At 63.4% G+C, this 25,064-nt stretch carries 22 protein-coding genes, 1 tRNA gene and 3 pseudogenes; 10 read left to right on the plus strand and 16 right to left on the minus strand.

The window, feature by feature from the left end:
* Positions 1 to 765: 765 nt before the first annotated feature.
* Entirely contained in the window at positions 766 to 1,659 is an 894-nt protein-coding gene (locus ADT71_RS16925) for a LysR family transcriptional regulator (protein ID WP_054438694.1), read from the minus strand.
* A gap of 136 nt (positions 1,660 to 1,795) precedes the next feature.
* On the opposite strand from ADT71_RS16925, the gene ADT71_RS16930 reads away from it, so the two are divergent.
* The 6 genes from ADT71_RS16930 to ADT71_RS16950 all read left to right on the plus strand — a co-directional run bounded on the left by ADT71_RS16930 (position 1,796) and on the right by ADT71_RS16950 (position 6,490).
* A complete protein-coding gene (locus ADT71_RS16930; RefSeq protein WP_054438815.1) occupies positions 1,796 to 2,779 on the plus strand; it encodes an aldo/keto reductase in 984 nt (327 codons plus the stop codon).
* Positions 2,780 to 2,801: 22 nt separating this feature from the next.
* The gene (locus tag ADT71_RS16935) at positions 2,802 to 3,212 is read left to right on the plus strand and encodes a cupin domain-containing protein (RefSeq protein WP_054438696.1); all 411 of its coding nucleotides are present in this window, start codon (positions 2,802 to 2,804) and stop codon (positions 3,210 to 3,212) included.
* 9 nt (positions 3,213 to 3,221) lie between these two features.
* Entirely contained in the window at positions 3,222 to 4,052 is an 831-nt protein-coding gene (locus tag ADT71_RS16940) for an MFS transporter (protein WP_231635966.1), read from the plus strand.
* The gene (locus tag ADT71_RS33885) at positions 4,037 to 4,333 is read left to right on the plus strand and encodes a hypothetical protein (RefSeq protein WP_231635967.1); all 297 of its coding nucleotides are present in this window, start codon (positions 4,037 to 4,039) and stop codon (positions 4,331 to 4,333) included. Before ADT71_RS16940 ends, ADT71_RS33885 begins: the two co-directional genes overlap by 16 nt.
* A 292-nt stretch (positions 4,334 to 4,625) precedes the next feature.
* Complete coding sequence (locus ADT71_RS16945) at positions 4,626 to 5,456, plus strand: SDR family oxidoreductase (RefSeq protein ID WP_054438698.1); 831 nt, start codon at positions 4,626 to 4,628, stop codon at positions 5,454 to 5,456.
* A 200-nt stretch (positions 5,457 to 5,656) separates the two neighbouring features.
* Positions 5,657 to 6,490, plus strand: a complete 834-nt coding sequence (locus ADT71_RS16950; protein WP_054438817.1) for an SDR family oxidoreductase — start codon at positions 5,657 to 5,659, stop codon at positions 6,488 to 6,490.
* Between the two features lie 62 nt (positions 6,491 to 6,552).
* On the opposite strand, the pseudogene ADT71_RS35810 reads toward ADT71_RS16950, so the two are convergent.
* The 5 genes and pseudogenes from ADT71_RS35810 to ADT71_RS16970 form a co-directional block, all read right to left on the minus strand.
* Positions 6,553 to 7,142 (minus strand): annotated as a pseudogene (locus tag ADT71_RS35810) (LysR substrate-binding domain-containing protein).
* On the minus strand, positions 7,121 to 7,432 hold the full coding sequence (locus tag ADT71_RS35815; RefSeq protein ID WP_369818290.1) for a LysR family transcriptional regulator: 312 nt from the start codon (positions 7,430 to 7,432) through the stop codon (positions 7,121 to 7,123). The pseudogene ADT71_RS35810 and the gene ADT71_RS35815 overlap by 22 nt, the downstream one beginning before the upstream one ends.
* Before the next feature lie 121 nt (positions 7,433 to 7,553).
* Positions 7,554 to 8,273: an extensin family protein gene (locus ADT71_RS16960; protein ID WP_054438699.1), complete on the minus strand. Its 720-nt coding sequence runs from the start codon at positions 8,271 to 8,273 to the stop codon at positions 7,554 to 7,556.
* Positions 8,274 to 8,313: 40 nt separating this feature from the next.
* Complete coding sequence (locus ADT71_RS16965; protein WP_054438701.1) at positions 8,314 to 8,511, minus strand: hypothetical protein; 198 nt, start codon at positions 8,509 to 8,511, stop codon at positions 8,314 to 8,316.
* Between the two features lie 209 nt (positions 8,512 to 8,720).
* The gene (locus ADT71_RS16970; RefSeq protein ID WP_054438703.1) at positions 8,721 to 10,283 is read right to left on the minus strand and encodes an amino acid permease; all 1,563 of its coding nucleotides are present in this window, start codon (positions 10,281 to 10,283) and stop codon (positions 8,721 to 8,723) included.
* Positions 10,284 to 10,485: 202 nt separating this feature from the next.
* Between ADT71_RS16970 and panB the strand changes: the two genes are divergently transcribed.
* Positions 10,486 to 11,355: a 3-methyl-2-oxobutanoate hydroxymethyltransferase gene (gene panB, locus ADT71_RS16975; RefSeq protein WP_054438705.1), complete on the plus strand. Its 870-nt coding sequence runs from the start codon at positions 10,486 to 10,488 to the stop codon at positions 11,353 to 11,355.
* A gap of 60 nt (positions 11,356 to 11,415) precedes the next feature.
* Here the strand turns inward: panB and prsR are convergent, their stop codons facing one another.
* The 9 genes and pseudogenes from prsR to efp form a co-directional block, all read right to left on the minus strand.
* Entirely contained in the window at positions 11,416 to 12,792 is a 1,377-nt protein-coding gene (gene prsR, locus ADT71_RS16980) for a PEP-CTERM-box response regulator transcription factor (RefSeq protein ID WP_054438706.1), read from the minus strand.
* 1 nt (position 12,793) lies between these two features.
* Entirely contained in the window at positions 12,794 to 14,923 is a 2,130-nt protein-coding gene (gene prsK, locus ADT71_RS16985) for an XrtA/PEP-CTERM system histidine kinase PrsK (RefSeq protein WP_054438709.1), read from the minus strand.
* A pseudogene (locus ADT71_RS16990) lies at positions 14,920 to 16,303 on the minus strand (TIGR03013 family XrtA/PEP-CTERM system glycosyltransferase). The gene prsK and the pseudogene ADT71_RS16990 overlap by 4 nt, the downstream one beginning before the upstream one ends.
* 193 nt (positions 16,304 to 16,496) lie before the next feature.
* Positions 16,497 to 17,814: pseudogene (locus ADT71_RS16995) on the minus strand (amidohydrolase).
* Between the two features lie 44 nt (positions 17,815 to 17,858).
* On the minus strand, positions 17,859 to 19,568 hold the full coding sequence (locus tag ADT71_RS17000) for a tetratricopeptide repeat protein (RefSeq protein WP_054438711.1): 1,710 nt from the start codon (positions 19,566 to 19,568) through the stop codon (positions 17,859 to 17,861).
* Between the two features lie 592 nt (positions 19,569 to 20,160).
* Positions 20,161 to 20,244: transfer RNA gene (locus ADT71_RS17005), tRNA-Leu, on the minus strand.
* 76 nt (positions 20,245 to 20,320) lie between these two features.
* A complete protein-coding gene (locus ADT71_RS17010; protein WP_054438714.1) occupies positions 20,321 to 21,136 on the minus strand; it encodes an inositol monophosphatase family protein in 816 nt (271 codons plus the stop codon).
* A 45-nt stretch (positions 21,137 to 21,181) separates the two neighbouring features.
* Complete coding sequence (locus tag ADT71_RS17015) at positions 21,182 to 21,586, minus strand: hypothetical protein (RefSeq protein WP_054438716.1); 405 nt, start codon at positions 21,584 to 21,586, stop codon at positions 21,182 to 21,184.
* Positions 21,586 to 22,149, minus strand: coding sequence for an elongation factor P (gene efp, locus ADT71_RS17020; RefSeq protein WP_054438718.1), 564 nt, complete (start codon positions 22,147 to 22,149; stop codon positions 21,586 to 21,588). The genes ADT71_RS17015 and efp overlap by 1 nt, the downstream gene beginning before the upstream one ends.
* Before the next feature lie 105 nt (positions 22,150 to 22,254).
* On the opposite strand from efp, the gene ADT71_RS17025 reads away from it, so the two are divergent.
* The 3 genes from ADT71_RS17025 to ADT71_RS17035 all read left to right on the plus strand — a co-directional run bounded on the left by ADT71_RS17025 (position 22,255) and on the right by ADT71_RS17035 (position 24,131).
* The gene (locus ADT71_RS17025; RefSeq protein ID WP_054438720.1) at positions 22,255 to 22,692 is read left to right on the plus strand and encodes a hypothetical protein; all 438 of its coding nucleotides are present in this window, start codon (positions 22,255 to 22,257) and stop codon (positions 22,690 to 22,692) included.
* A 73-nt stretch (positions 22,693 to 22,765) separates the two neighbouring features.
* Positions 22,766 to 23,578 carry an SDR family NAD(P)-dependent oxidoreductase gene (locus tag ADT71_RS17030; RefSeq protein ID WP_054438721.1) on the plus strand — a complete coding sequence of 271 codons (813 nt, stop codon included), beginning with the start codon at positions 22,766 to 22,768 and terminating at the stop codon, positions 23,576 to 23,578.
* Between the two features lie 25 nt (positions 23,579 to 23,603).
* Complete coding sequence (locus ADT71_RS17035) at positions 23,604 to 24,131, plus strand: nuclear transport factor 2 family protein (RefSeq protein WP_054438723.1); 528 nt, start codon at positions 23,604 to 23,606, stop codon at positions 24,129 to 24,131.
* A gap of 56 nt (positions 24,132 to 24,187) precedes the next feature.
* On the opposite strand, the gene ADT71_RS17040 is transcribed toward ADT71_RS17035, so the two are convergent.
* Entirely contained in the window at positions 24,188 to 24,991 is an 804-nt protein-coding gene (locus ADT71_RS17040) for an SDR family NAD(P)-dependent oxidoreductase (RefSeq protein ID WP_054438725.1), read from the minus strand.
* Between the last annotated feature and the right edge of the window lie 73 nt (positions 24,992 to 25,064).

Consider the following 25,064-nt stretch of genomic DNA (forward strand, 5'->3'; position numbering starts at 1 on the left):
GTCCAAAATCTCTGTTATTTTGGACGACTCAGAAGGGGGCAGATCAGCAATCATGATGGCAAGCTTCCGCTTGTCATAAGCACATACATCGGATCGGCAGGTTTAGTCTCAATTTGGAAGCCTACGATCGGCGCCGACACGCAAATCCGCCTTCCGTCCGAGACTTCCCGATCTATGCTGGCACGAGCGGCACGACCGCTCTCATGGACAATTCATCCATCAAATCAGCGATATATCTACCATAATGGCGCTCGATCATCTGGACTGAAGTGTCATGTCGAGATGCAACAAGGCGGATAGGTTGATTCGCACGCAGTCCGCGTACAATATGGGTCTAATATGCGGGAGCGAACGGGCGCATACAACTGTGCATGAGACTCTGGATTTGCGCGGTTTTCTGCGAATAATTGCGAACGACACGCCCCGCATTTTCACGCGCTCTCACGGCTGAAACACGGGTTCGATTCCCGTAGGGGTCACCAGAATTTTCAGGCATCTGGCTTGCCTCCCCTCGTCGAAAATACGCCCGCATCCAGGATGGCGCCAATATCCCGGCGCGGATAACGCCTGCTGCCGGCGGACATGCCGGATGATTCCGATGGCTCATTTTTTCTCGGCAAGGTTCTGCTCGCCGGCATGGCCGGGATCGAGAGCCCTGCTCTACAATTCGGCGGTTCGTGGAACTCTGCGCAAGTCCCAGTCTGGAATTAGGGATTTGGGACATCTTGATCGGTCCGCATCGAACACAGCCAGACGCCGGACCTGTCAGGCTCGATAGCGCAATGCCTCGATCAGCAGGGCAAAGGCGGGCTTGGGCTGCCGGCGGCTCGGATAGTAGAGGTGGTAGCCGGCAAACGGCTCGCACCAGTTTTCCAGCACGCGCACGAGTTGGCCCCGGTCGACCGCATCCTGCACGTAATCGTCAGGGACGAACGCCAGCCCGAACCCGCCGATCGCGGCATCGATGATCACATCGACATTGTTGGAGGTAAACTGCCCCTCTACGCGGACGTTGAGTTCACGGCCGTCCTTCTCGAACTCCCAGGCATAGAGGCCACCGGCCGTCGTCATGCGCAAATTGACGCACCGATGCGCGGCAAGGTCCTGGGGCACCCGCGGTGTGCCGTGGGCCTGCAGATAGTCCGGGGATGCAACCGCGGCCATGCGCAGTTCTGGGCCGATCCGCACCGCGATCATGTCGCGCGCCACTTGTTCGCCAAGACGCACCCCGGCATCGAACTTGTCCTCGACAATATCGCGCAGCCCCGAATCCACGCTCAGTTCGATCTCGACCTCGGGATAGTCGCGCATCAGTTTCGTCACCGCGGGCCAGAGCACTGTCCGCGTGGCGTGACCGGGCGCGGTGATGCGGATCAGCCCCGCCGGTTTCTCACGCAGTTCGCCCAGCAGGTCGAGTTGATCCTCGATCTGTGCGAAAGCCGGCGCGATCCCGGCGAGCAGCCGCTCCCCCACATCCGTCGGCGAAACACTGCGGGTGGTTCGTGAGAGCAGGCGCACGCCGAGCCGTGCCTCCAGCCGCGTGATCTTGTGGCTCAGCGCCGATTGCGAAATACCCATCTTGGCCGCCGCCCGCGTAAAACTGCGCTCGTCGGCTATGGCTATGAAGGCATTCAGGTCGTTGAGTTCGTCGCGCTTCATTGATGACTCATATCGATAGCTGCATGCGGCAACGATGCACTAATCATGGGACCACTCGCAACGTATCTTCGTGGCATCCACCAAGCTGGCCCGGCCGAAGCAGGCCCGGCGGCGATGGAGCATCAAGGAGATACCCATGCAGAAACGCGAACTCGGCAAGAGCGGCCTCGAAGTCTCGGCTATCGGCCTCGGCTGCATGGGGCTCAGCTACGGATATGGCCCGCCGGTATCGGAAGCCGACGGCATCGCGCTGATCCGCGCCGCTTTCGACAAGGGCGTGACGTTCTTCGATACCGCGGAAGCCTACGGCCCCTACGCCAACGAGGAACTGCTCGGCCGGGCGCTGGCCGATGTGCGCGATTCCGTGGTGATCGCCACCAAGTTCGGCTTTGTGGGCGGCAAACCGATGGAAGGGCTGGACAGCCGTCCCGAAACGATCCGGGCAGTAACAGAGGCCTCGCTGAAGCGTCTGGGCACCGATCATATCGACCTGCTCTACCAGCACCGCGTCGATCCCGCCGTTCCGGTCGAGGATGTGGCGGGCACCGTTCGCGACCTGATCGCCGAGGGTAAGGTGCGCCATTTCGGCATGTCCGAGGCGGGCGTGGATTCGCTGCGCCGCGCCCATACGGTGCAGCCCGTTGCCGCGCTCCAGAGCGAATATTCGATGTGGTGGCGTGAACCCGAGGCGGAAATACTGCCGCTCTGCGAGGAACTGGGTATCGGTTTCGTGCCGTTCAGCCCGCTCGGCAAGGGGTTCCTGACCGGCGCGATCACTGCCGATACCACCTTTGGCGAGGGCGATTTCCGCAATGTCGTCCCGCGCTTCGAGGAGGAAAACCGCAAGGCCAACGAAGCGCTCGTTGCTCGCCTGAAAACCATCGCGCTGGATCGCGGCGCCACTCCGGCACAGATCGCGATTGCCTGGCTGCTCGCCCAGAAGCCCTGGATCGTGCCTATTCCCGGCACCACCAAGCTGCACCGACTGAACGAAAACCTCGAGGCCGCGCAGATCGAGCTGAGTGCAGCCGACCTCACCGTGATTGGCGAAGCGCTTGCCGCCTTCCCGGCGCAGGGCGCGCGCTATCCGGCATCGATCGCGGGCCGGGTCGGCCGCTAATTCCGATACGAAGGACATCCCCATGAAACTCATCCGCAATGGCACCCAGCCCTCGATCAAGGGCCCGGCCGACTGGTTCACCGGCAACGTGCGCATCGACAGCCCGTTTCAGGGCGAAGCACCCGCGCGCGCAGGCGGCGCTATCGTGACGTTCGAACCGGGCGCGCGCACCGCGTGGCACACCCATCCGCTCGGCCAGACGCTGCTCGTCACTTCGGGCTGCGGCTGGACCCAGTGCGAAGGCGAGGACATCGTCCTGATCCGCGCCGGAGACGTCGTCTGGTGCCCGCCGGGTCACAAGCACTGGCACGGCGCCACGCCGACAACGGCGATGACGCACGTAGCCATTGCCGAAATGCTGGACGGCCGCGCGGTCGACTGGCTCGAACATGTCACCGACGAGCAGTATCTCGCCGGCCCGGCAAAGGAATAGACCCGGGACATGACCGGTACTACGGCGCCGACCGTCCTTTCCGTGGGAGAGGACGGCGGCCACGGTTGGCGCGTCCTCGGCATTCTCTGCCTGCTGATGGGTTTCGCCTCGATCTCCACCGACATCTACCTGCCCGGCATGCCGACGATGTCGCACGCACTCGGCGCGGACATGGGCACTGCGGAGTGGACCGTTTCCGGATACCTCATCGGCTTCGCGCTGGGACAATTGTTCTGGGGGCCGGTGGGCGACCGTTTCGGACGCAGGCTTCCTGTCGCCACCGGCATCGCGCTGTTCGTGCTCGGCTCTGCCGGATGCGCGATGGCGACCGGCATCTGGTGGGTGATCGCAGCACGCGTGGTGCAGGCGGCGGGCGCCTCTGCCGGTGTCGTGTTGGGCCGGGCCATGGTGCGCGATCTCTATCAGGGCCCGCGCGCGGCGAGCATGATGTCCACCCTGATGACGGTCATGGCGATCGCGCCGCTGATCGGCCCGCTGGTAGGCGGACAAGTGCTGCTCGTCATGGGTTGGCGCGCGATCTTCTGGGTGCTGGTGGGGGTCGGCATGGTCACGCTGGCGCTGCTGACCACCCTGCCCGAAACGCTGCCGCCCAAACGCCGCCACCGCATCGCGCAGGCGAGGCTATCGCCCGCTACGTCGCCCTGCTGCGCAATCGCCGCGCCCTGGCCTATATCGGGGCGGGTGCCTTCTTCTACGGCGGGATGTTCGCCTATGTCGCGGGTTCGCCCTTCGCTTACATCACCTATCACGGTCTGCCGCCGCAGTATTACGGGCTGCTGTTCGGGCTGGGCATCGTCGGTATCATGGGTTCGAACATGATCAATGCCCGGCTGGTTCATCGCTTCGGCGTCGATACGATGCTCAAGGCCGGGATCGTCTGGGCTACGGTGAGCGCCCTGCTGATCGCGGTAACGACGTGGACGGACATGGGCGGCCTTCCCGGCCTGGTCCTGGCGCTGTTCCTCTATATCTCGGCCACCGGGCTGATCGTCGCCAATTCCATCGCCGGCGTGCTTGAGGAAGCGCCGCAGGGAGCCGGTGCCGCCTCGCGCTGGTCGGCGCGGTTCAGTATGGCAGCGGCATCTTCAGTTCCGCGCTGATCGGCGCCTTCGCCAACGGCACGCCAGCGCCGATGGGGACCGTCATTCTGGTCACCGCGCTTGCCAGTCTTGCCTGTCTGGCAGGTCTGCGCGCTCATCACTCCGGGTTATGAAAGCATGACGGATAGAGCGGATCATCGCCCGAAGAAGCCGAACAGGTCCGCGTCATTCGCGGTGCCCACGAACCGGGCATGACAATGTTCGACACCGCCGGGGTCGCACCAGGATTTGCGAAAAAGGCCGGAAGCCTCGTGCGCGAAAGCTTCTGCACATTGCTGGAAAGGATATGCCAATGACCGAAGTCGTAGTTGTCATCGGTGCCGGTTCGATCGGCATCGCCATCGCCCGGCGCATCAGCACGGGCAAGCGTGTGCTGCTGGCGGACTTGTACGAGGAACCGGTCGCGGCCGCAGCCAAGGTCATGGCCGATGCCGGATTCGAGACGAGCACGGCCGCTGTGGACATTTCCTCCCGCACCTCGGTAGAGGCACTGGTCGGTCAGGCTAAGGCGCTTGGCGATGTCAGCGGCGTCATCATCGCAGCAGGTCTGTCCCCCTCGCAGGCGCCTGCCGAAAAGATCCTTGCGGTCGATCTCTATGGATCGGCGCTGGTACTCGAACTGTTCGGCGATGTGATGGCCAGGGGTGGCACTGGCATCGTCGTCGCCTCCCAGTCCGGCCATCGCCTGCCTGCACTCATGCCCGAGGAAGACCGCCTGCTGGCGACCACCCCGGTCGAAGACCTGCTGGCGCTGCCTATGCTGCAGAGCGACCGTATCACCGATCCGCTGCTCGCCTACCAGTATTCGAAGCGCTGCAACGCCCTGCGCGTCAGGGCCGAAGCGGCCACGCGCTGGGCTGCACGCGGTGCACGGGTCAATTCGATCAGCCCCGGCATCGTCATGACCCCGCTCGCCCGCGATGAACTGTCCGGCCCGCGCGCAGGCGGTTACCAGCGCATGATCGACGGCTCACCCGCCGGGCGTGCCGGAACGCCGGACGAAATCGCCGCGCTCGCCGCCCTGATGATGGGGCCGGAGGGCGCCTTCATCAACGGCGCGGATTTCCTCATCGATGGCGGTGTTACCGCCTCGTGGTTCTACGGGGCGCTTCGGCCGGAGTGACCCATCGGCCCGTGGCTCCCGTGACTATCGTTCCTGCCGCGCGGACAGCACGGGGATGCCCAGACGGTTTCCCAGATTGCCCACGATTTATAATCCCAGATAATGAACCTAACTACATTTAAGCGTCTAATCGAGGGTCATGACAGCCCGTATCCTTCAGCCAATCCAACGACACGGCGTGAGCCGGGAAAGGTATGAAGATGACGAAGGACATAGTGGTGGTAATCGGTTCGGGCGGGATCGGCCTTGCGATCGCCAAGCGGCAGGGTTTTGGCAAAGTCGTCCTGCTGGCGGATTTCGACCAGGGAGTCCTGGATGCGGCGGCCAGGGCCATGCGCGATGGCGGTTACGTGGTCGAAACCCAGCCGGTCGACGTCGGGTCGCGCGATTCGGTTCGCGCTCTGGCCGAAAAGGCCGCCTCGCTCGGGCCGGTCATGCAGGTGATCAACACCGCCGGCCTCTCCCCAAACATGGCCCCCGTAGCCCAGATCCTGAAGGTCGACCTTTACGGTTCGGCGGTTGTGCTGGAAGAGTTCGGAAAAGTCATCGCGCAGGGCGGCGCCACCGTTCTCATCTCGAGCATGGCCGGGCACATGATGCGCCAGCTCCCCGAAGAGGATGAAAAGGCACTGGCCTATACGCCCGCCGACGAACTGCTGGGGCTGCCATGCCTTCAGGACGATGCGATCCCCAACACACTGGTCGCCTACATGTTCGCCAAGCGTGCGAACTTCCTTCGGGTCCAGGCAGAGGCGATGAACTGGGGCGAACGCGGCGCGCGGGTCAACGCGATCAGCCCGGGTGTCATCGTGACCCCGCTTGGCCGCCACGAACTGGAATCGGAAATCGGCGACATATTTCGCGCAATGGTCGAGGCATCGCCCTCGAAGCGCATGGCTCCGCCCGAAGAGATCGCGGAAGCGGCCGCCTTCCTGCTCGGTCCCACCGCAGGTTTTATTACGGGCAGTGACCTTCTCATCGATGGCGGCGTCATCGCCGCGATGAGGGCCGGAGAGCTTCCGACGCCGGGCTGAAGGTACGGCGTTCGGGCACCCCGGTCATAGAAACGAGGAGCAGTGGCCGACCGGGGCATCAATCAGCGAACATTGATGCCCCGGTAACCGCGTCGCAATTCCTCAAGAAGTGCCACGAAGGCCGATGAGGCGTGGCGGCGGCTAGAATAGTAGAGGTGGTAGCCCGCGAACGGGGCGCACCAGTCGTCCAGCACCCGTTCCAGCCTGCCTTGCGCCATGAACGGGGTGACCATGTCCTCCATGACCATGATCATGACCTCCCCGTGAAGCGCTGCCGTGACAAGGAGGTCCATGTCATCGACGGTAACCGGACCGTTGACGTGAACGTTGAGCGGTCGTCCGCCTTTTCGAACTCCCAGATATAGACGCCCCCTGCAGTTGGCAGGCGGATATTGCCGCAACGAAAGCCGGTAAGATCGTGGGGTGCCTCGGGCTTGCCGTACCGCTCGAGATAGGCAGGCGCGGCAACCACGGCCATCCGCAGATCCGGGCCGATGCGGGCAGCGATCATATCCTTGGCGATCTGCTCGCCAAGCCGGACGCCAGCGTCGAACTGCTCCGAAACGATATCGACAAGCGCGCTGCTCAGCGAAACTTCGACCTGAATGTCCGGATAGCGCTCGGTAAGCCTCAGCACGGCTGGCCACAGCACAGTTTCCGCCGCATGCCGCCGGCGGTCAGCCGCAGCCCGCCGGCCGGCCGTTCGCGCATTTCCCCGAGAGCGGCCAACCGCTCTTCTATACCGCAAAACGCAGGCCTGAGCGCTTCGAGCAGTTGTTCACCTATCGATGTCGGCGCGACGCTTCGTGTCGTCCGGGTAAGAAGCGGCAATTGCAACCGCTCCTCCAGTCGGCGCACCGTCTGGCTGAGCGCGGATTGCGAGCGGCCAAGGCGCGCCGCCGCACGCGTGAAGCTGCGCGCCTCAGCAACGGCAAGAAACACGGCAAGGTCGGCAAGTTCGTCAGTGAGCATAGGCAACGGGATAGCGCAAAGAACACCGCCCTGCCCAGTCCCGCGGCCGGGTCGCCTGCAGCCACGATGCTACCGCGACAGGCTCCCCGCATCAGCGGCATGCGCGCCATCCTGCCGTCCTTCGCGCCTGATCGAGATGCAGGTGATCGGCATGGGCTGCGTTGTAGTCCGGCGAGAGCACGGTCGAGAAACTCTCGCAGGCCGAATCCCGAACGGCGTGAAGAAATGCCGCCGCCTCCACCTGCCCTTTCCAGTCTCCTCGCACCGTGATGCGCCGGCCGTCCTCCAGCACGAAAGCCGACACGTCGATGGCATTGCCGGTGGCGTGCTCGCTCCATGTCCCCTTGTCGCCATTGCCGATCCGGCGGCAGTTGTACGTGCCGAGTTGTTCGATGCGCACCACCGGGCTGCCCAGCAGCGCCTCAGCCTGTGGCTGGACGCCGTGGCGCAGCCACCAGGCCAGTCCGGCATCCACGGCGCATGTCGCCTCCACACGGCCGGGAGAGAGGCTCACTCCGGCCGCCTGAGGCGCCGCAAGGCGCTTTCGGTCGTCCCGGCGGCACTGGTCCTTGCCCACAGGCGCCAGCGCCTCCTTGGCGATCCCGCTGCGATCCAGGAAGGCGCGGCAGGTGTCGCGGTCGCCGCGCAGGCTCGCGAACTTGTGCGGGGTCGCCCAGCCCGGCTGCTCGTTCAGCGTCAGCGGAGCCCACGGGTCGTAGCCGGGATGGGCATGCAGCCAGCTTCTCCCCGCCAGCACTACGCCGCCCAGCAGGACCAGGGATACGGCTATGCGGCCGATTGGAAATGTCATCGCTGCTGCAACGCGCGGACCAGCGCCCGGCTCCGCGCCATCACTCCATGAGCGAGAACAGCGCCCAGGCCAATGCGGTAGCCCCGCAGAACAGCGGCCAGGACCAGTAGAGCTCGTGCCCCTGGTAGAAGGTATGGGTGATCGCGAGCATCCCTCCGCTCGATCCCTGGGAGCCGATGACCAGTGATACCACCCAGGTCAGCAGGAACCCTGGGATGAGCGCTTTGATGGCCGACATAGCATTGCCCGGTTTTTGGATAAGACTGTGGTGATTCTACCCCGCATTCGTAAATTTGCTCCTACCGGACCGCGTGGACAGACCTGTGGAAAAGGCGGGGAAAAGGCGGGGGAAAGGCGGGGAAATCCTGGGGACGAGATTCCCGCCGCGCAAATGAAAAAGGGGAGCCGATGGCTCCCCTTTCCCGTTGTCAGCATGTCGTCCGATCGTCAGATCGGCGGCAAGGGCTGCGGCGGCGCGTCGAAGTCCGCTTCGTGGGTCTCGATGAGACCACGACCGACGTGGCTCTTGCGATAGCCATAGGCGAAATAGACGACGAGACCGATCCCGCCCCAGATCGGCAGGACCAGCATGGCTTCGACCGGCAGGTTGAAGAACAGCAGGACGCAGCCGATGATCGCCACCGGCGACACGATCCACACCAGCGGGGTGCGGAACGGACGGTGGCGCTTGGGATCGCGCACGCGCAGGATCAGCACGGCGATCGACACCATCAGGAACGCGAAGAGCGTGCCCGAGTTCGAGATGTCGGCAAGCTGGCCGACCGGCAGCAGCGCGGCGGCAATCGCCACGAAGACGCCGGTAATCATGGTGACGATGTGCGGCGTCTTCCACTTGGGATGAACGGTCGCCAGCTTCTCGGGAAGCAGGCCATCGCGCGCCATCACGAAGAAGATGCGGGTCTGGCCGTAAAGCATCATCAGGATGACCGAGGGCAGCGCAAGGTTGGCGGCCAGGCCGATGAGATCGCCCGCCCGCGTGTAGTTGATCGACCGCAGAACGTGGGCCAGCGCCTCGTTCGAGCAGACCAGCGGCAGCGAACCCTGCTTGGAGAGCGCGGCGCACTGGGCGGCGAATTCGGGCGAACCCGGCTGCACGCCGAGCGCGGTCGGCTGGGCACCGACGGCGCCAACCGCACCGGCGGCGACGAGCAGGTAGAACACGGTGCAGATCGCAAGGCTGCCGATCAGGCCGATCGGGACATTGCGCTGCGGGTTCTTGGTTTCTTCGGCCGCGGTGGAAACCGCGTCAAAGCCGACATAGGCGAAGAAGATCGATGCCGCTGCACCCACGACCCCGAGTCCGCTGGTTCCGGCCGGGCCGAACCAGCCATTTGGCGTGAACGGCGCGAAATGCTCCGAATTCATGGCCGGCAGGGTCAGCGCGATGAACATGGTCAGCGCGGCAACCTTGATGGCGACCAGGATTGCGTTGACGGTGGCGCTTTCCTTGGTGCCGATGACTAGCAGCGCGGTAACGGCCAGCGCCACGAAGATGGCGGGAACGTTGATGATGCCGTGACTGAAATCGATGCCGCTAAGCGACCAGCTTGGCCCGGCGGATAACAGGGCCGGTAGCTCGAACCCGGTGAGACTCTTGAGAAGCCCCATGAAGTAGCCGGACCAACCCACTGAAACGGCAGAGGCGGCAACGGCATATTCCAGGATTAGCGCCCAACCGACCATCCAGGCCAGCAGTTCGCCGACGACGGCATAGCTATATGTATAGGCGGAGCCCGAAACCGGCACCATCGAGGCCAGTTCCGAGTAGCAGAGCGCCGCGACCGCGCAGACGAAGCCCGCGATCATGAAGCTCCACATCATGCCCGGCCCTGCTTTCTGGGCAGCGGCGGCAGTGAGAACGAAAATACCCGTACCAATGATGGCGCCGACGCCCAGCAGCGTGAGCTGGACAGGCCCGAGCGACCTGTGAAGTGATTTCTTTTCCGCCGTCGCCAGAATGGCGTCGAGCGGCTTTACGCGTCCGAACATGCGGTGGACCCCCGAATTTTAGTATGGCGCGACGCTAGCGGGCTGCGATGACATGGCAAGCCTTAACGCCATTGGTTCCCCAGCTTTACGGTAATTGGCCCAGTCGAGGGGCCCAATACGCCCCTGCGGTTACCTTGTTCCGGCCTTCCGTAACGAAAATGCGCTTTTGCGCATCTTCCAACCCCGCGCTAGAAGCATTTTCATGTCCACGACCTTCCAGCTAGACTCCGCGACAAGTCGCGCAAATCCCACGCCGGCGCCGATGAAACGGCTGACGGTGCCCTCGATCCAGCGCCGCAAGGTGGAGGGCAAGACCGCAGAACCGCTCGTCATGCTGACCGCCTATACGGCCCGTCAGGCCCAGCTTCTCGATGAGCATTGCGATATCCTGCTGGTGGGAGATTCGCTGGCCCAGGTGATCTACGGCCTCCCCTCCACCCTGCCTGTCACGCTCGACATGATGATCGCGCATGGCGCGGCCGTCGTGCGCGGCAGCTATCACGCGCTCGTCGTCGTCGACATGCCGTTCGGATCCTATGAGGAAAGCCCGCAGCAGGCCTTTGCTTCCGCCGCGCGGATCATGGCCGAGACCGGCTGCGCCGCGGTCAAGCTCGAAGGCGGCGTCGCCATGGCGGAAACCATCGCCTTCCTCACCGGGCGGGGCATCCCCGTCATGGCGCATATCGGCCTCACTCCGCAGGCGGTGAACGCGCTGGGCGGCTACGGCGCGCGCGGACGCAGCCAGGAAGAACACGCCAAGATCATCTCCGACGGCAGGGCGGTTGCCGGCGCCGGGGCGTTCTCGGTCGTGGTCGAAGGCGTGATCGAACCGATCGCGATCTCGCTGACACACAGCCTCGACATTCCCGTGATCGGCATCGGCGCATCGGCGCAGTGCGATGGGCAGGTGCTCGTTGCCGAGGACATGCTCGGCATGTTCGACCGCGTTCCGCGTTTCGTGAAGCGCTATGCCGACATGGCCGGGCTCGTTTCCGAAGCGGCCGCAAAATATGCAGCGGAAGTGCGCGACCGCAGCTTCCCCGGCCCCGAGCAGACCTACCAGCCCAAGTAGCAGCACCGAATCGGGGGCGATATTCCCGCCCCCGATTCGCGCCCTCGGCCCGGTGGGCGGTCAGCTTTGCAGGTCGTACTGCTTGAGCAGATCATAAAGCGTGGGGCGGCTGATCCCGAGCATCTTGGCGGTGCTGGAGATATTGCCCTCGCTACGGGCCAGGGCGTGACGGATCACCTTGCGGTCGGCCTGCTCACGCGCGGTCTTGAGATTGAGCGCGTTGATGACCTGCTCATCCGGCGCGGCAAGGTCGAGATCGGCGGCACTGACCAGCTTTTCGTCCGCCATGATGACGGCGCGCTTCACCCGGTTTTCCAGTTCGCGCACGTTGCCAGGCCAGCCCCAGGCGTCGATCGCGGCGAGAGCGTCGGAACCGAAGCCCCGCACCCGCGGGTTCATTTCCTTGGCGTAGCGATGAAGAAACGCCTTCGCCAACAGCGCCGCATCGCCCGGACGCTCGGCAAGGCTGGGGATCTTCACGACGATTTCGGCGAGTCGGTAGAACAGGTCCTCGCGGAAGCGCCCCTCGGCGATCATGGCTTCGAGGTCCTGGTGCGTGGCGCAGACGATGCGGGTGTCCACCGGAATGGATTCGCGCGAGCCGACCCGCTCGATCACCCGCTCCTGAAGGAAGCGCAGCAGCTTGACCTGAAGCTGGAGGGGGATGTCCCCCACTTCGTCAAGGAACAGGGTGCCGCCGCCGGCCATCTCGATCTTGCCGGGCGTGGTCTTCACCGCGCCGGTGAAAGCGCCCTTCTCGTGGCCGAACAGTTCGCTTTCGAGCAGGTTTTCCGGGATCGCCGCGCAGTTGATCGCCACGAACTGGCCCTTGGCCCGCCCGCTCGCCTCATGAAGCCCCCGCGCCAGCAGTTCCTTGCCGGTACCGCTGGCACCCAGCAGCATGACCGAGACACTGGTGCCGGCAACGCGCTCGATGGTCCGGGCAACGCGCACCATTTCCGGCGCGGCAGTGATGAGCCGGCCAAGCACCTTCTCGTCCTTCTCCACCCGCGACGCGAGACGCCGGTTTTCGTCCTCTAGCCGGTGAAGCTGCAAGGCCCGGCGCACGATGAGGCCCAGGGCGTCGATCTCGACCGGCTTCTGGTAGAAGTCGTAAGCCCCATGCGCGATGGCCTGCAGCGCCGACTCCCGGGCGCCGTGACCGGAGGCGACGATGACCTTGGTGTCCGGCTTCAGCGCCATGATCTCATCGAGCAGCGCGAAGCCCTCGGTCGTACCATCGGGATCGGGCGGCAGACCGAGATCCAGCGTCACCACATCCGGCGTTTCCGAACGGAGCAAGGCAAGCGCGGTCGGACGGTCCCCGGCGACGATGACGTCGAAATCCTCGTAGGCCCATTTGAGCTGCGCCTGGAGACCCGCGTCATCCTCCACGATGAGGAGCTTGGGAAGCACCTTGGGTCGGGTTTCGATCATCTCAGGCTACCTTCTGGTCCTTGTAGGTGCTGTTCAGGTACATCTCTGTCGCCGCGGCCAGCGGAATACGGACGATGAAGCGCGACCCCAGCCCTTCCCGCGATTCGACGTCGAGCCGCCCTTTCATGCCCTTCACGAGTTCCCGCGCCTCGAAGGCGCCGATGCCGAACCCGCCGCTCTTGGTGGAGACGAAAGGCTTGAACAGGCGGTTTCGAACGAACTCTGCCGACATGCCCGTACCGGAATCGATCACTTCAAATCGCGCGTTCAGTCCGTCAGCACTAAGTGTAAGGAAAACAGGAGCTTCCGGCTGACTTGCATCGATGCCGTTCTGGATCAGATGGACCAGCACCTGTTCGAGCGAATGGCGGTTGGCCGTAATGGCAAGGTCCTGCGTCTCGGCAAGAACGATCTGCGGGTTGCCGTTGAACCGGCCGATCGCCGCCTGCGCGACATCCGCTGCGCGCACGCTCTCGAGCCGGTCCACCGCCCCGGTCCCGTAACGCGACAGGCGCGCGAGCAAGGCATTCAGCTTGTCCGACGAATTGCGCAGGGTGACGAGCATATCCGCACGAAACTCGGCCTTGTCGGCGTGAAGCTCGGCATTGCGAGCGAGCAGGCTGAACTGGCTGGCGAGGTTCTTGATGTCGTGCATCACGAAGGCGATGCGGCGGTGGAAATCCTCGAAATGGCTCGATTCCGCCAGTGCCTCCTGACTGGCATTCTCGGCGAGGTAACTGGCAAGCTGCTGGCCGATCACGCGCAGAAGGTCGAAGTCCTCCCAGTCGAACTTGCGGGCAACCGGCGGCCGCGCGAGCACAACCATGCCGACGAGCCGTTCGTAGTGGACGAGCGGAACAAGCGCCCACGCGCGCTTTTCCTGAAGCAGCCACTCAGGCGCAACGACGTCGAAATCCGCAGGAACGCTGCCCTCACGCAAGTCATCGAGATCGGCAATGTAGGAAACCTGCTCGAAGACCGAGAGCCCGCTCAGCGGATAGGCGCTCGCGGGAACGGCAATATCGGCCCAGTTCCAGCGCGATGCCAGTGTCAGGTCGCCGCCATCATCGGGAGTCAGCAGGAGCCCTCCCGGACTGTCGGTGATATCGGCAACGGACTGTACAACGCGCTCGCCCAGCGGGAGCGTCTCGTCGTCGTTCTTGCCGATGGTTCGGGTAAAGCGCAGCCATTCCTCGCGATAATCGTAGCGATGCTGGAAGAAGTGCTTGGCCAGTATGACCTTGAGCCAGTTCCGCACCCGGCGCGAGGGCAGCACGACCAGCGCGATCGCGCTTGCAAGGGTCAGGAACGCCATCTCGATGAGGCGCGCAAAGTCGCCCCCGGCATAGGAAAGCCACTGCGCCACGACCACCATCGCCACAAGGTAGGCCCCGATGACGAGCAGCGAGAACGTCTGGAAAGTCACGGCCCGCGAGGGCTTCAGGCGCAATTCGTCGCGGTTTCGCGAAGCCGCGATCGTCAGGCATGCAACGAGCACCAGCGCGGCGATCCCGCGCAGCGCAACAATTTCGCCCGGCCAGGTACGACCGAGATAGGCGATCGTGTAAAGATTGAGGTCGAAGGACCAGAGAACCGCCAGGCCCACCGCCGGCCAGCGCAAGGCGGGACGCATTTCGCGCGGCGCTCCGGCGTAGAGATTGTGCACCAGCACCAGCCCGCCGATCGTGACCAGCAGGCGGAGCATGACGTCGATCTCGAACCCTACGTTCGCAAGGCCCGCCGCGATCATCAACCGCGCGACAGCAAGGGTCATGCCCAGATGAAGGAGTTCGACAAAACCCAGCGCAAAGATCACCGGCCGGATCGGAGCAAGACTGGAATGCCGCCCGTCGCTGGCGAAAAGGCGATAGATCACCACGAGCCATGCAAGGTTGCGGGCACTTTCGGCGAAAGAGGCGAAGAACGGCGCCTCGGCCGTCGCCGCAGCGGCCGTCGCCACGCACCATCCGGCCGTCACGAACAGGGCCACGCAAACCGCAGTACCCGCCCCGGCGAAACGATCCCGCCGCGGCCAAAGCCATAATGCCAGGCTTGCGACCGCGATCGCGCCGGTGAGGTCGAAAATCACCCCGGCCGTGGTCCACATATCGAAGGAATGGCCTGCGTTCATCGCGCTCCTTCGCTCCAGAGCACCACACGCAACGTTTGCAAGATGATCAGAAGGTCGAGGAAAGGTGTGTAGTTCTTCGCGTAGTAGAGATCGTATTCGAGCTTGTGGCGCGAATCCTCGATCGAGGCGCCGTAAGGATAGTTGATCTGCGCCCAACCGGTGATCCCGGGCTTCACCATGTGACGCTCGGCATAATAGGGGAGCTGCTCTTCCAGCTCGAGAACGAACTCGGGGCGTTCAGGACGCGGCCCCACGAAGCTCATCTCGCCTTTGAGCACGCTCCATGCCTGCGGCAGTTCGTCGATGCGAACCTTGCGAATGAAGCGTCCCACCCGGGTGACGCGGGGATCGTCCTTTTCGGCCCATTGCACCCCGCCGGCTTCGGCATCGGTCCGCATCGAGCGAAGCTTGATGACGTCAAAGTTCTCCCCGAACAGACCCACCCGCGACTGGCGGTAAAACGCCGGTCCCCGGCTGTCGATCTTCACCAGCAACGCGAAGATCGCGATGATCGGGGCGGTGAGGCAAAGCAGCAAGGCGCTGACAAGAATGTCGAACAAGCGCTTGGCGGCGCTGGAAATCATTCGCCCGGAAGAGAACCCGTCGGAGAAGATCAGCCAGCTCGGATTGACGGTATCGAGATCGACACGGCCGGTCTCTCGTTCCAGAAAGCTGGAGAACTCGTTGACGTGAACGCCCGTCGTCTTGATCCGCAACAGGTCCTTGAGCGGAAGCGCATTGCGCCGCTCCTCAAGCGCAAGAACGACCTCGCTGACACCGAGATTGTCGACATGGCGGGTTAGGTTGTGGATGGCCGCGCGGGAAATCGCTTCCTCTACGGCCGGCGCGGCTTCGCTCATCCCGACGTAGCCGACAATGACGAAGCCGCTTTCCTGACGCTCGGCCAGATCGCGCAGCCGCTGTGCCCGGTGCCCGGCGCCCAGCACGAGGACGCGGCGACGGAACGCGGATGTGCCGAGGAAGCCGCTCAGGAGGATCCTGTTGGCGATCAACAGCACGATCGCGAGAGCCATCGAATAGGCCAGCGTCGAGCGCCAGAAATGCTGCCCGGCGAAAAGGAAATCAAAGAAGGCGAGAGCGATGACGCCGAGCGAAACCGCCACCAGCAGCCGCGCCGCCGCGAAGCGCATCGACCGCAAGGCGTCAGCCCCGTAGACGCCCACTGCGATCATCGACAACGAAATGACGGCGGCGAAGGCGGTGTGAAGCGCGATCCGTTCGCCCAGAGTGCCGAGTTCGATCCCGATCTGCCGCCCGCAGCCGCCATGAAAGCTCATTGGCGCCCGCCAGCAAAATCATGTCCACCAGCCAGAGCAAGGCGACGGCATGGGGGATATAATGTTTGAACAGACGAATCATCGTCGAGAAGCGCCATTCTCCAAGCCGAAACCGGCGGTGAGGTTCTCTTTAGGCCAAAGGCGTAAACTGTCGGTGAATCTGACAGCATGGGAAATGTCCGCAGTCCGCAGGGGTGCCGCCAATCATCCGTTGCGCAACGCTTTTCACCTGGAGCTGTCGGACTGCCTTACAAGCCTTCCCCGCGAGCAGGGAGCTACTTCTTCGCCATCAGACGCAGAGCCGTGAGCGTCAGGGCCTCGCTGCCCGATGCGATGACCTTGTCGGCCTGCGGAGCCCAGAACGGACTGTGCAGCGAAGGCAGGGAAGGCCCCCCGGCCTTGGCGGCCGCCAGCTTCTGCGGATCGGCGCCACCGACCCAGAAGATCACCGACTTGATATGGTCCTCGTCAGCCCGGCGAAACTCACCGAAATCCTCACCGCCCATGACCGACGGCGTGACCACGACATTGGCATCGCCCATCCGGGCCTTGAGATCGGCCACGGCCTCCTGCGTAAACTCCGGCGAGTTCCAGGTTGCTCGCGTGTAGATGTCCTTCACCGAAACTTCGGGCATCAGATCATCGGAAAGACCGGATGCAATAGCCTCGCCGCGAGCGATGCGCTTGATCCCGTCCAACAGGTGCGCACGCGTCTGGTCCGAATAGCTGCGCACGGTCAGCTCGAGTTTGGCCTGATCGGGAATGATGTTGTGCTTGGCGCCCGCATGGAACGATCCGACCGTGACCACCGCCGGATCGAGCGGACTGGTTTCCCGGCTCACGAGCGTTTGCAACTTCATGACGATCGCGCTGGCGAGCACGATCGGGTCCTTCGTCGTTTGCGGATAGGCCCCGTGGCCGCCCAAGCCCTTCACGAGGATGTCGACGCTATCGACATTGGCGAGCGCCCAGCCCACCGCCGCACCGACCTGCCCGGCGGGAAGATCGGCGGAATCGTGGAAAGCCAGAGTGTAGTCCGGCTTGGGAAAGCGCGTGTAGAGCCCGTCCTTGAGCATCCCCACGGCGCCCGTGCCGACTTCCTCCGCCGGCTGACCGATCATGACCAGCGTGCCAGACCATTCCGATTTGCGTGCCGCCATCAACCGCGCGGTCTCGATCCAGGCGGTCATGTGGGTATCGTGCCCGCAGGCATGCATCACGCCGCTCTCCACGCCCGCAGTCGAAACGCCGCGCTTTTTCGAGGCGAAAGCCAGGCCGGTCTGCTCGATGACAGGCAGACCGTCCATGTCCGCACGGATCAGGACCGTGGGCCCCGCGCCGTTCTTGAGAACCGCAACCACACCGGTCTGGCGACCTTCTCGGTAACGGTGAAACCAGCATCCCGCGCGCCTTGGCCATGATCCCGGCGCTGCGCACCTCCTGATAGCTCAGTTCGGGATTGGCATGGAGATCGCGGTAGATCATCATCAACCCGGGAATGTCTGCCGAAATCCTTTCGGCGACAGGCTCCGCAGCGGCGATGTGGGAGCCCGTGGCGAGACCGAGGGACGCGATGACGGCGAGTGTTTTCATGATGGCAACGTATGGCCCTCGCGCAGGGTCGGCAAGAGCCATCCTCACTGCGCTGCGGCGCGCTTCTGCCCGGGCATCAAACCCTTATCGACCAATGGAGCGGTCACGAAATCGGGCAACCGCAGTTCTCGCGCCACGGCCGAGCGGTCCTGCGACACATCGGGAAAGGCGCGAGCCGCATGGCCGAGCACGTCCGCAGCCTCCCTTCCGCGCCCGTCGAGCGCATAGGCCGAAGCCAGAAGATAACGGGAGAGCAATCCGCGATCTTCCGCATTGAGCCGGGCGAAGTGCACCGCTTCAGGCCCATCCTTGCGGTGGAGCGCATCGATGGTCAGGCCAGACCAGTACCAGGGCGGATGCCCCGGATTGAGCCGGATCGCCTTGCGCGCGAGTGCCGGTGCGATCTCGCGTTCACCAAGCGCACTCAGAAGACGCCCACCGTTTGCCAGAACCTCGGAATTGTTCGGACTGATCTCCAGAGCCTTGCCGATCGCATCCCGTGCCGCATCGTCCTCGCCGTGCCGATAGTAAGCCAGGGCCAGGTAGGTATAGGCAATGGCATTCGTGGCATTCGCCGCGACCGCACGCTTTGCGGCCTCCAGTGCCTCGGGGGAATCGCCCTCCCCCCCAGCCTGCGCTTCGAAAAGACGCACCCAGGAAAGCAGCGCCCAAGCACTGGAGTAGTTCGGCTTGTCGTAAACCGCGCGTTCGAGGCATTCCTTCACGCGATCCAGACCGCCCTCCTCCCTTGCGCGCATGAACTGGTAGGCCTGCAATTCGCAGTAGTAGTGATCCATGCTGACATCGCGGTGATTTTCCAGATCCTGCCGCATCGTCTCATGGATAACACCGTATGGCTGGCCGAGCCGCGAAGCCACGCCCAGCGCGATATCGGATTGGACCGAGAGAATCTTGGTGGGAACGAAGTCGATCGGATCGCTGCGCTCGGACCACACGATAACCCCTCCCGGCATCCTTGCCAGACGCGAACTGACGCGGAAACTCCCACCTTCCACGGCAATCGAGCCTTGAAGCACGAATGCCGGCGGCAGACCGCGCCTTCCCTTCGATTTCTCCTGCAAGTCGTGTGGCGCGTTCAACTTGTCATCATCGAAAGCGATCACGGCAAGATTCGGAAGCTGCGACAGATAATTGATGAGGTCGTTCCGCAACCCTTCGCGAATTGGGGCGATCGATCCCGTTTCCCCGCTCAACGCATAAGGCGCGACATAGACGACCGGCCCGGTCGGCATCTCGCCGGCCCGGACGAACACCGCATCCCGGTCCTCGCCCGGCCAATAAACGATCAGCACTGCAGCAATGAGTGCAAGCGCCGCCAGAAGGCCCCACGCGCGCCTCCGCAAGGTCAACGCGCTGGAAGAGCGCACGATATCCTCCTCCGAATCGGCAACGATTTCGGGAGGTTGCGGGGCGACGGACGATGGGTCGGTCTCGGAAGGATTCCCGGAGGCATCCTCTCCTCCCGCGCCGAACTGCTCATCGGGAAGCTCCAGACCCGGAACATAGGAGCCGCGCGGCACGACGATCCTGTAGCGGTCCTCGATCCCGTCCTTCGCATAGTACTCGGACAGCGCCTTGCGAAGACGGGTCATCTGCACCCTGACGAGCGAATCCGATGAAGCGTCGAAATCCTCGTCACGCCCAAAGACATCGAGCGCGATGGGATAGCCTTTCAGCCGATCTCCATTTCCCGCAACCTTCTGTTCCACAAGATAGGACAGAAGTTCCGCCAACCTAGGCGATGTCTTGAAAGTAGAAGAGGCGATGACGCTGGATACAGCGCTACGATATTGGTCGGCAGTGGGTCCATATCGTCCCCCTCCGGAACAAAGTAGTCCGGAGGGGGAGATTTGGCAAACACGCTTCTTAGTTGCGACCCGAAGCGGCTCTCCAAAACCTTGTCCGTCAAGCCGATCCGCCCCACCACGTGCCGGTAAGGGCGAGAAACGGAGAACTGCTGGAAGCAAGCCGGCGGCGTAGGGGACCACCGGTGTCCCGTGAACCTCGTTTCCTCGGCTCGGAACGAGCTTCCAGCAGACCTCGACGTCGATCGGACCCCAGTTGGATTCGAAAGACAATGCCACCGCGATCAGGCGGTGGAATTTCAAGGTTGTTACCAATGTAGATGGAAGATGCCCCGAATCATCCGTGTTTAACCGTTAAATTCCGTCAATTTCCAAGAGATAAGCCTCCAGGACGCCGACATCGCGGTAAGCACGTTCACTATTGAACACAGGCGACGTCCGACCTGCCCGCTTTGAGCACCCCGGAGAAAAGAAAAGAGCCGCGAAACCCCTGAGGGTTTGCGGCTCGAAACTTGCGGTGTGGTGCCCCTGGCCCGACTCGAACGGGCACGCCTTGCGACAAACGATTTTGAGTCGTTCGCGTCTACCATTCCGCCACAGGGGCACTTTCGCATGGTGCAGCCGCTTCGCGCGACGCACCGACGCGGCAGGCTTTAGCCGCGCCTTGGCTTCGGCTCAAGTCACTTGAGCGCGTTTGCAAGGATCTTGTGGAGACGCGAGTGCAGCGCGTCGTTGCCGGCCAGGATTTCCTTGTCGCAATAAGGCTGCGAACGGCCCTTCCAGTCGGAAACGAAGCCACCGGCCTCACGCACGAGCAGGCACCCGGCCGCGGTATCCCACGGCTTGAGGTCGGCTTCCCAGAAGCCTTCGTAACGGCCCGCAGCAACCCACGCGAGGTCCAGTGCGGCAGAACCAAAGCGACGGATGCCGGCAACCTGCGGTGCGAGCGCGTGATAGATCCGGGTCCATTCGCCCGCATCGCCATGACCGGCGAAGGGAATGCCGGTCGCGATCACGCTTTCGTCAAGGTGGCGGCGCGACGAAACGCGCAGGCGCTTGTCCTGAAGCCAGGCGCCCCGGCTCTTCTCCGCCCAGTAGCTTTCGTCGGTCACCGGGTTGTAGATCAGGCCAGCGGTTACCTCGCCCCAGCCCTTTCCGTCGAGACGCGGCTCCTGCACCGCGATCGAAATCGCGAAGTGCGGAATGCCGTGAAGGAAATTGGTCGTGCCGTCGAGCGGGTCGACGATGAAGCGCGGCTTGTCGGGATCGCCCTCGATCTCGCCGGCTTCCTCGAACAGGAAGCCCCATTCAGGCCGCGCGGCGCGCAGTTCGTCCCAGATCGTGCGCTCCGAAGCCTGGTCAGCCTTCGAAACGAAGTCCGCCGGTCCCTTGCGCGAGACCTGAAGGTGCTCGATTTCGCCAAAGTCGCGGCGCAGGCGGCTGCCCGCCTTGCGGGCCGCTTTTTCCATGACGCGAATGAGACCGGAGATGGCCATAAAACTTACCTTGTCCTTCGAGTACCGGCCGAAGCCGGCCTGATTTTATCGGCCCTGCGGCGCGGGCTGCGTAGCGGGCTTGTAACCGCACAGTGCCACCATGGCGCTGAGCAGTTCGGTGGGATTGTCGCGATGGACCTTGCCGGGGTTCTCGGCGATGATCTTGTCCATCGATTCGCTGATCTTCTGAAGCGAATTGTTGTAGATGCAGCCCACCAGAGCGCCCTTGGCAGGCGCCTCTACCTTCTCGGACTGCAATCCGCTGATCAGCACCTTGAGATAGAGCATCGCGTTTTCCACTTCGGGAGAAGTGCCGGGATGCTCGGTCCCTGCAGCAGGCGCCGCCTTGGCCGGAGCCTTGGCGGCGGCCTTCTTCGGCGCGGCGTAAGTCGGCGCGGCGAGCCCTGAAAACAGGGCCGCCACGGCCACGAAAGACGCCAGCCGGCGCATCAGTCAGCCTTCCTGACGTAGGACTTCTCGTAAACGTCCACAACGATGCGCGTGCCGCTTTCGATGTGCGGCGGCACCATCACGCGCACGCCGTTGTCGAGCACGGCAGGCTTGTAGCTGGAAGAAGCGGTCTGGCCCTTCACCACGGCATCGGCCTCGACGATGACGGCTTCGACCTGTTCGGGAAGCTGGACCGAGATCGGACGCTCTTCCCAAAGCTCGAGAAGCACCTGCATGCCGTCCTGAAGGAAGGCTGCGGCATCGCCGAGAAGATCTGCGGGGAGCTGGATCTGCTCATAGGTTTCGATGTCCATGAACACCAGCTGGTCGCCCTCGACGTAAAGGAACTGGAAGTCCTTGGTGTCGAGACGGACCTTCTCGACCGTGTCGGCGCTGCGGAAGCGGACGTTGGTCTTGCGGCCGTCGATCAGGTTTTTCATCTCGACCTGCATGAACGCGCCGCCCTTGCCCGGCTGGGTGTGCTGCGTCTTGGCAACTTTCCAGATGCCCTTTTCGTATTCGAGGATATTGCCGGGACGAATGTCGACGCCGCTGATCTTCATGGGATGAACCTTAAGATGGGAAAGAGCCGGTGTACGGAAAGCATGGGCCCTTAGCCGAGGAGACTGCCTGTGGCAATTGGTTCGCGCCGATGCTAGCGGTTGGTCATGACCCGCGCCCTCCGCAACACGCCTTTTCTCGCCCTCGCCCTGGTATTTGGCGCTCCTGCTATCGCGCCCTTGCAGGCAAAATCGCCGCCGCCGCCGGTTCCGGGGGGACTCATCGGCACCATGGAACTTGGCCAATACAGCTGCGAGAAGGACGGAACTGCGGGCGGACCGGTCGGCATCCGGCTTCCGCAGTACGACTTCCGCGTGGTGAGCGCCTCGAACTACAAGACACCGGACGGCGTTCGAGGCAGCTACCTCATGACCGGTGACCGTGTCGTGATGACGGGCGGCGAACTCAAAGGCATGAGGATGCACCGCATGTCCAAAGGCTTCCTTCGCCTTACAGGGCCGGATGGCCAGGACAGCGACATGCGCTGTATCCTGACGCGCGGCGGCAGAGGCAATCTCAAGAACTCGGGCCAGCCCGACACCTGATCGCCCCTGCGGTTTGCCCGTTCCACGGATCCGACCTAGCTCCCGATATGGAGATGGATGACGGAGCGCTGCAATGGATCTCGGGCTTGCCGGCAAACTGGCCATTGTAACAGGCGCAACCGCCAATATCGGCCGCGCCATAGCTCTCGAACTCGCAAGCGAAAGGGCTGATCTCGTCCTTGTCGGCAGAGACGGGGATGCGGGCGCCAGGCTGGTGGAAGACTGCCTCTCCAGAGGCGCGGGCCGCGCGATCTTCGTCAGCGCGAACCTGCTCGATCCCGAGGCTCCGGCAAAAATTCTGGAATCCGCCGCAAATCTCGGCAACGTGGAAGTGCTTGTGAACAATGTCGGCGGCAACGTCGATCAGGGCTTCTTCGTCGATTCCGACCCTGAAAAGTGGATGGCGGACATCGACCTCAATTTCGGCACCGTCCTGCGCATGACCCACGCCGTCCTGCCCGGCATGATCGGGCGCAAATCAGGTGCGGTGGTCAATGTCGGCTCCACCGCTGCGCTGGTCGGCGATTACATGCTGCCGGTCTATTCGGCAGCCAAGGGCGCGGTTCACAGCTTCACCGTGGTGCTTGCCAAGGAAGTGGGACAACACGGCATCCGCGTAAATGCCATCGCGCCATACGCGACGATTTCACGCGATCCCGCTGCTTTCAGCAAGGGCAGCCGGTTCCATCCCGATTCCGGCCTGTTCAGCGGCGGCGGCGCGTCCATCCGCGAGGAAGACAAGGCGCTGCGGCAGCGCCGCACTTTTGTGGGCCGTCCATTCGCGATGCCGGAGGAAATGGCCGGAATGGTTGCCTTCCTCGCGGGAAATCGCGCCAGCTTCATTACCGGGCAGGTCTATCCCATCGACGGGGGCGCCCTGCTCTGAACCATTTCCAGGGGGAGAAACAACGATGGCCATCGACGAGGCCGCACTTCAGGTCGTGATCGACAAGGAAGCCATCCGTGAGCTGGTGCTGCTCTACTCGCGCGCGATCGACCGGCAGGACATCGAACTGCTCCGCGATCTCTACGCCGAAGACGCAACGGACACGCACGGAGACAGCTTCGACGGCACGGCAGAGGACTATTGCCAGTTCATCGCACATGCCTTTCCGCACATGCCCTATTCCGGACACCACGTGTGCAACCACCTTATCGCGATCGATGGCGACGAAGCGAGCGGGGAGGTTTACGCGCTTGCCTGGCACCTTATCCCGGCACGCGACGGCACTCGGGAAGAGGACTTCATGGCTGTCCGCTATATCGACAATTATCGCCGGTGCCCCGATGGAAAATGGCGATTTTCCAAGCGTGTCGTGACTTACGATTTCAAGCTGCGCCGGCCTTTCGACGGCGGCGGCCTGCTCGGTCAGGGACCTGACGATCCGAGCTACCGGACCTGCCTTCAGCCGCTGTTCGCACGCGGCGCCCGAACCTGAGACGCCCCAAGGCCTGCCTGCCCTTGATGGCAGGCAGGCCTGGAACGCGTGCTCCATTACATCGAGGGCGCGTAACCGCCGTTGAGCGGGTAGGTCTGCCCCGTGATCCACTCCGATGCATTCGAGCAAAGGAAAGTGACCAGCCCGGCTACATCACTGGACTTGCCATACCGACGTATCGTGTAACGCGACAGCATGGCCTTGGCGTGATCGGACTGCATGACTTCGGCCAGCTGTTCCTCCGGCATGTCGGGCATCAGGGCTGACAGGGATACGGCATTGCAAGTGACCCCGTAGCGCCCCAGTTCCTTTGCGATCGACCGAACGAACCCCTGCGCGCCTGCTTTCGCCGAGGCGTAGACGGCGAGCTTGGGTTCACCGATGCGCCCGGAATCCGAGACTATGGTGACGATCCGTCCCCGCTTTGCCTCGACCATGTTGGGAACGAATGCAAAGCAGCAGTTGTATACTCCGTAGAGATTGGTGCGCAGGTAACGCTCCCAGTTCGCCGGGTCCTCCTCCCAGAAGTTCTGCGAGGGCCGGATCGAAGCCGTCGGGCCGGCCATGCCCGCATTGTTCACAAGGATCGTGGCCGGTCCGAGCTTCGCCGTGATCGCGTCATTGGCTGCGCGCACCGCGTCAAGGTCGCCGACGTCGAACGGCACTGCCAGAGCCGGAACGCCAAGTGCGCGAATTTCCTCCGCAACCGCTTCCGCACGTTCCGGCACGAAGTCGTTCACTGCAATGCCGCCGGCATTGTGCCGTGCCAGTTCGAGCGCCGTCGCGCGTCCGGCATTCTGCCCGGCCCCCGTGACGATCGCGACTTGCCCGCCCAGATCGATCAGATCACGTGCTTCCATGGTATCTTCCCCAAGTTTCTGTGTCGGAGCAGATTAGTACATGGCAGCCTTGCGGAAGCGACGGCCGCAACAT

This window comes from Novosphingobium sp. ST904 (assembly GCF_001298105.1).
In the GTDB taxonomy this organism is placed as follows: domain Bacteria; phylum Pseudomonadota; class Alphaproteobacteria; order Sphingomonadales; family Sphingomonadaceae; genus Novosphingobium.

Bases quoted from the DNA above. Each gene is read 5' to 3' on its own strand.
- ADT71_RS16935 (WP_054438696.1), top strand. From the start codon at position 2,802: ATGAAACTCATCCGCAATGGCACCCAGCCCTCGATCAAGGGCCCGGCC.
- ADT71_RS16925 (WP_054438694.1), bottom strand. From the start codon at position 1,659: ATGAAGCGCGACGAACTCAACGACCTGAATGCCTTCATAGCCATAGCC.
- ADT71_RS17025 (WP_054438720.1), top strand. From the start codon at position 22,255: ATGACCCGCGCCCTCCGCAACACGCCTTTTCTCGCCCTCGCCCTGGTA.
- ADT71_RS17015 (WP_054438716.1), bottom strand. From the start codon at position 21,586: ATGCGCCGGCTGGCGTCTTTCGTGGCCGTGGCGGCCCTGTTTTCAGGG.
- ADT71_RS17035 (WP_054438723.1), top strand. From the start codon at position 23,604: ATGGCCATCGACGAGGCCGCACTTCAGGTCGTGATCGACAAGGAAGCC.
- ADT71_RS16960 (WP_054438699.1), bottom strand. From the start codon at position 8,273: ATGACATTTCCAATCGGCCGCATAGCCGTATCCCTGGTCCTGCTGGGC.
- ADT71_RS16970 (WP_054438703.1), bottom strand. From the start codon at position 10,283: ATGTTCGGACGCGTAAAGCCGCTCGACGCCATTCTGGCGACGGCGGAA.
- ADT71_RS16965 (WP_054438701.1), bottom strand. From the start codon at position 8,511: ATGTCGGCCATCAAAGCGCTCATCCCAGGGTTCCTGCTGACCTGGGTG.
- ADT71_RS17040 (WP_054438725.1), bottom strand. From the start codon at position 24,991: ATGGAAGCACGTGATCTGATCGATCTGGGCGGGCAAGTCGCGATCGTC.
- ADT71_RS16930 (WP_054438815.1), top strand. From the start codon at position 1,796: ATGCAGAAACGCGAACTCGGCAAGAGCGGCCTCGAAGTCTCGGCTATC.
- ADT71_RS17030 (WP_054438721.1), top strand. From the start codon at position 22,766: ATGGATCTCGGGCTTGCCGGCAAACTGGCCATTGTAACAGGCGCAACC.
- prsK (WP_054438709.1), bottom strand. From the start codon at position 14,923: ATGAACGCAGGCCATTCCTTCGATATGTGGACCACGGCCGGGGTGATT.
- efp (WP_054438718.1), bottom strand. From the start codon at position 22,149: ATGAAGATCAGCGGCGTCGACATTCGTCCCGGCAATATCCTCGAATAC.
- ADT71_RS16945 (WP_054438698.1), top strand. From the start codon at position 4,626: ATGACCGAAGTCGTAGTTGTCATCGGTGCCGGTTCGATCGGCATCGCC.
- panB (WP_054438705.1), top strand. From the start codon at position 10,486: ATGTCCACGACCTTCCAGCTAGACTCCGCGACAAGTCGCGCAAATCCC.
- prsR (WP_054438706.1), bottom strand. From the start codon at position 12,792: ATGATCGAAACCCGACCCAAGGTGCTTCCCAAGCTCCTCATCGTGGAG.
- ADT71_RS33885 (WP_231635967.1), top strand. From the start codon at position 4,037: ATGGGTTCGAACATGATCAATGCCCGGCTGGTTCATCGCTTCGGCGTC.
- ADT71_RS17010 (WP_054438714.1), bottom strand. From the start codon at position 21,136: ATGGCCATCTCCGGTCTCATTCGCGTCATGGAAAAAGCGGCCCGCAAG.
- ADT71_RS16940 (WP_231635966.1), top strand. From the start codon at position 3,222: ATGACCGGTACTACGGCGCCGACCGTCCTTTCCGTGGGAGAGGACGGC.
- ADT71_RS16950 (WP_054438817.1), top strand. From the start codon at position 5,657: ATGACGAAGGACATAGTGGTGGTAATCGGTTCGGGCGGGATCGGCCTT.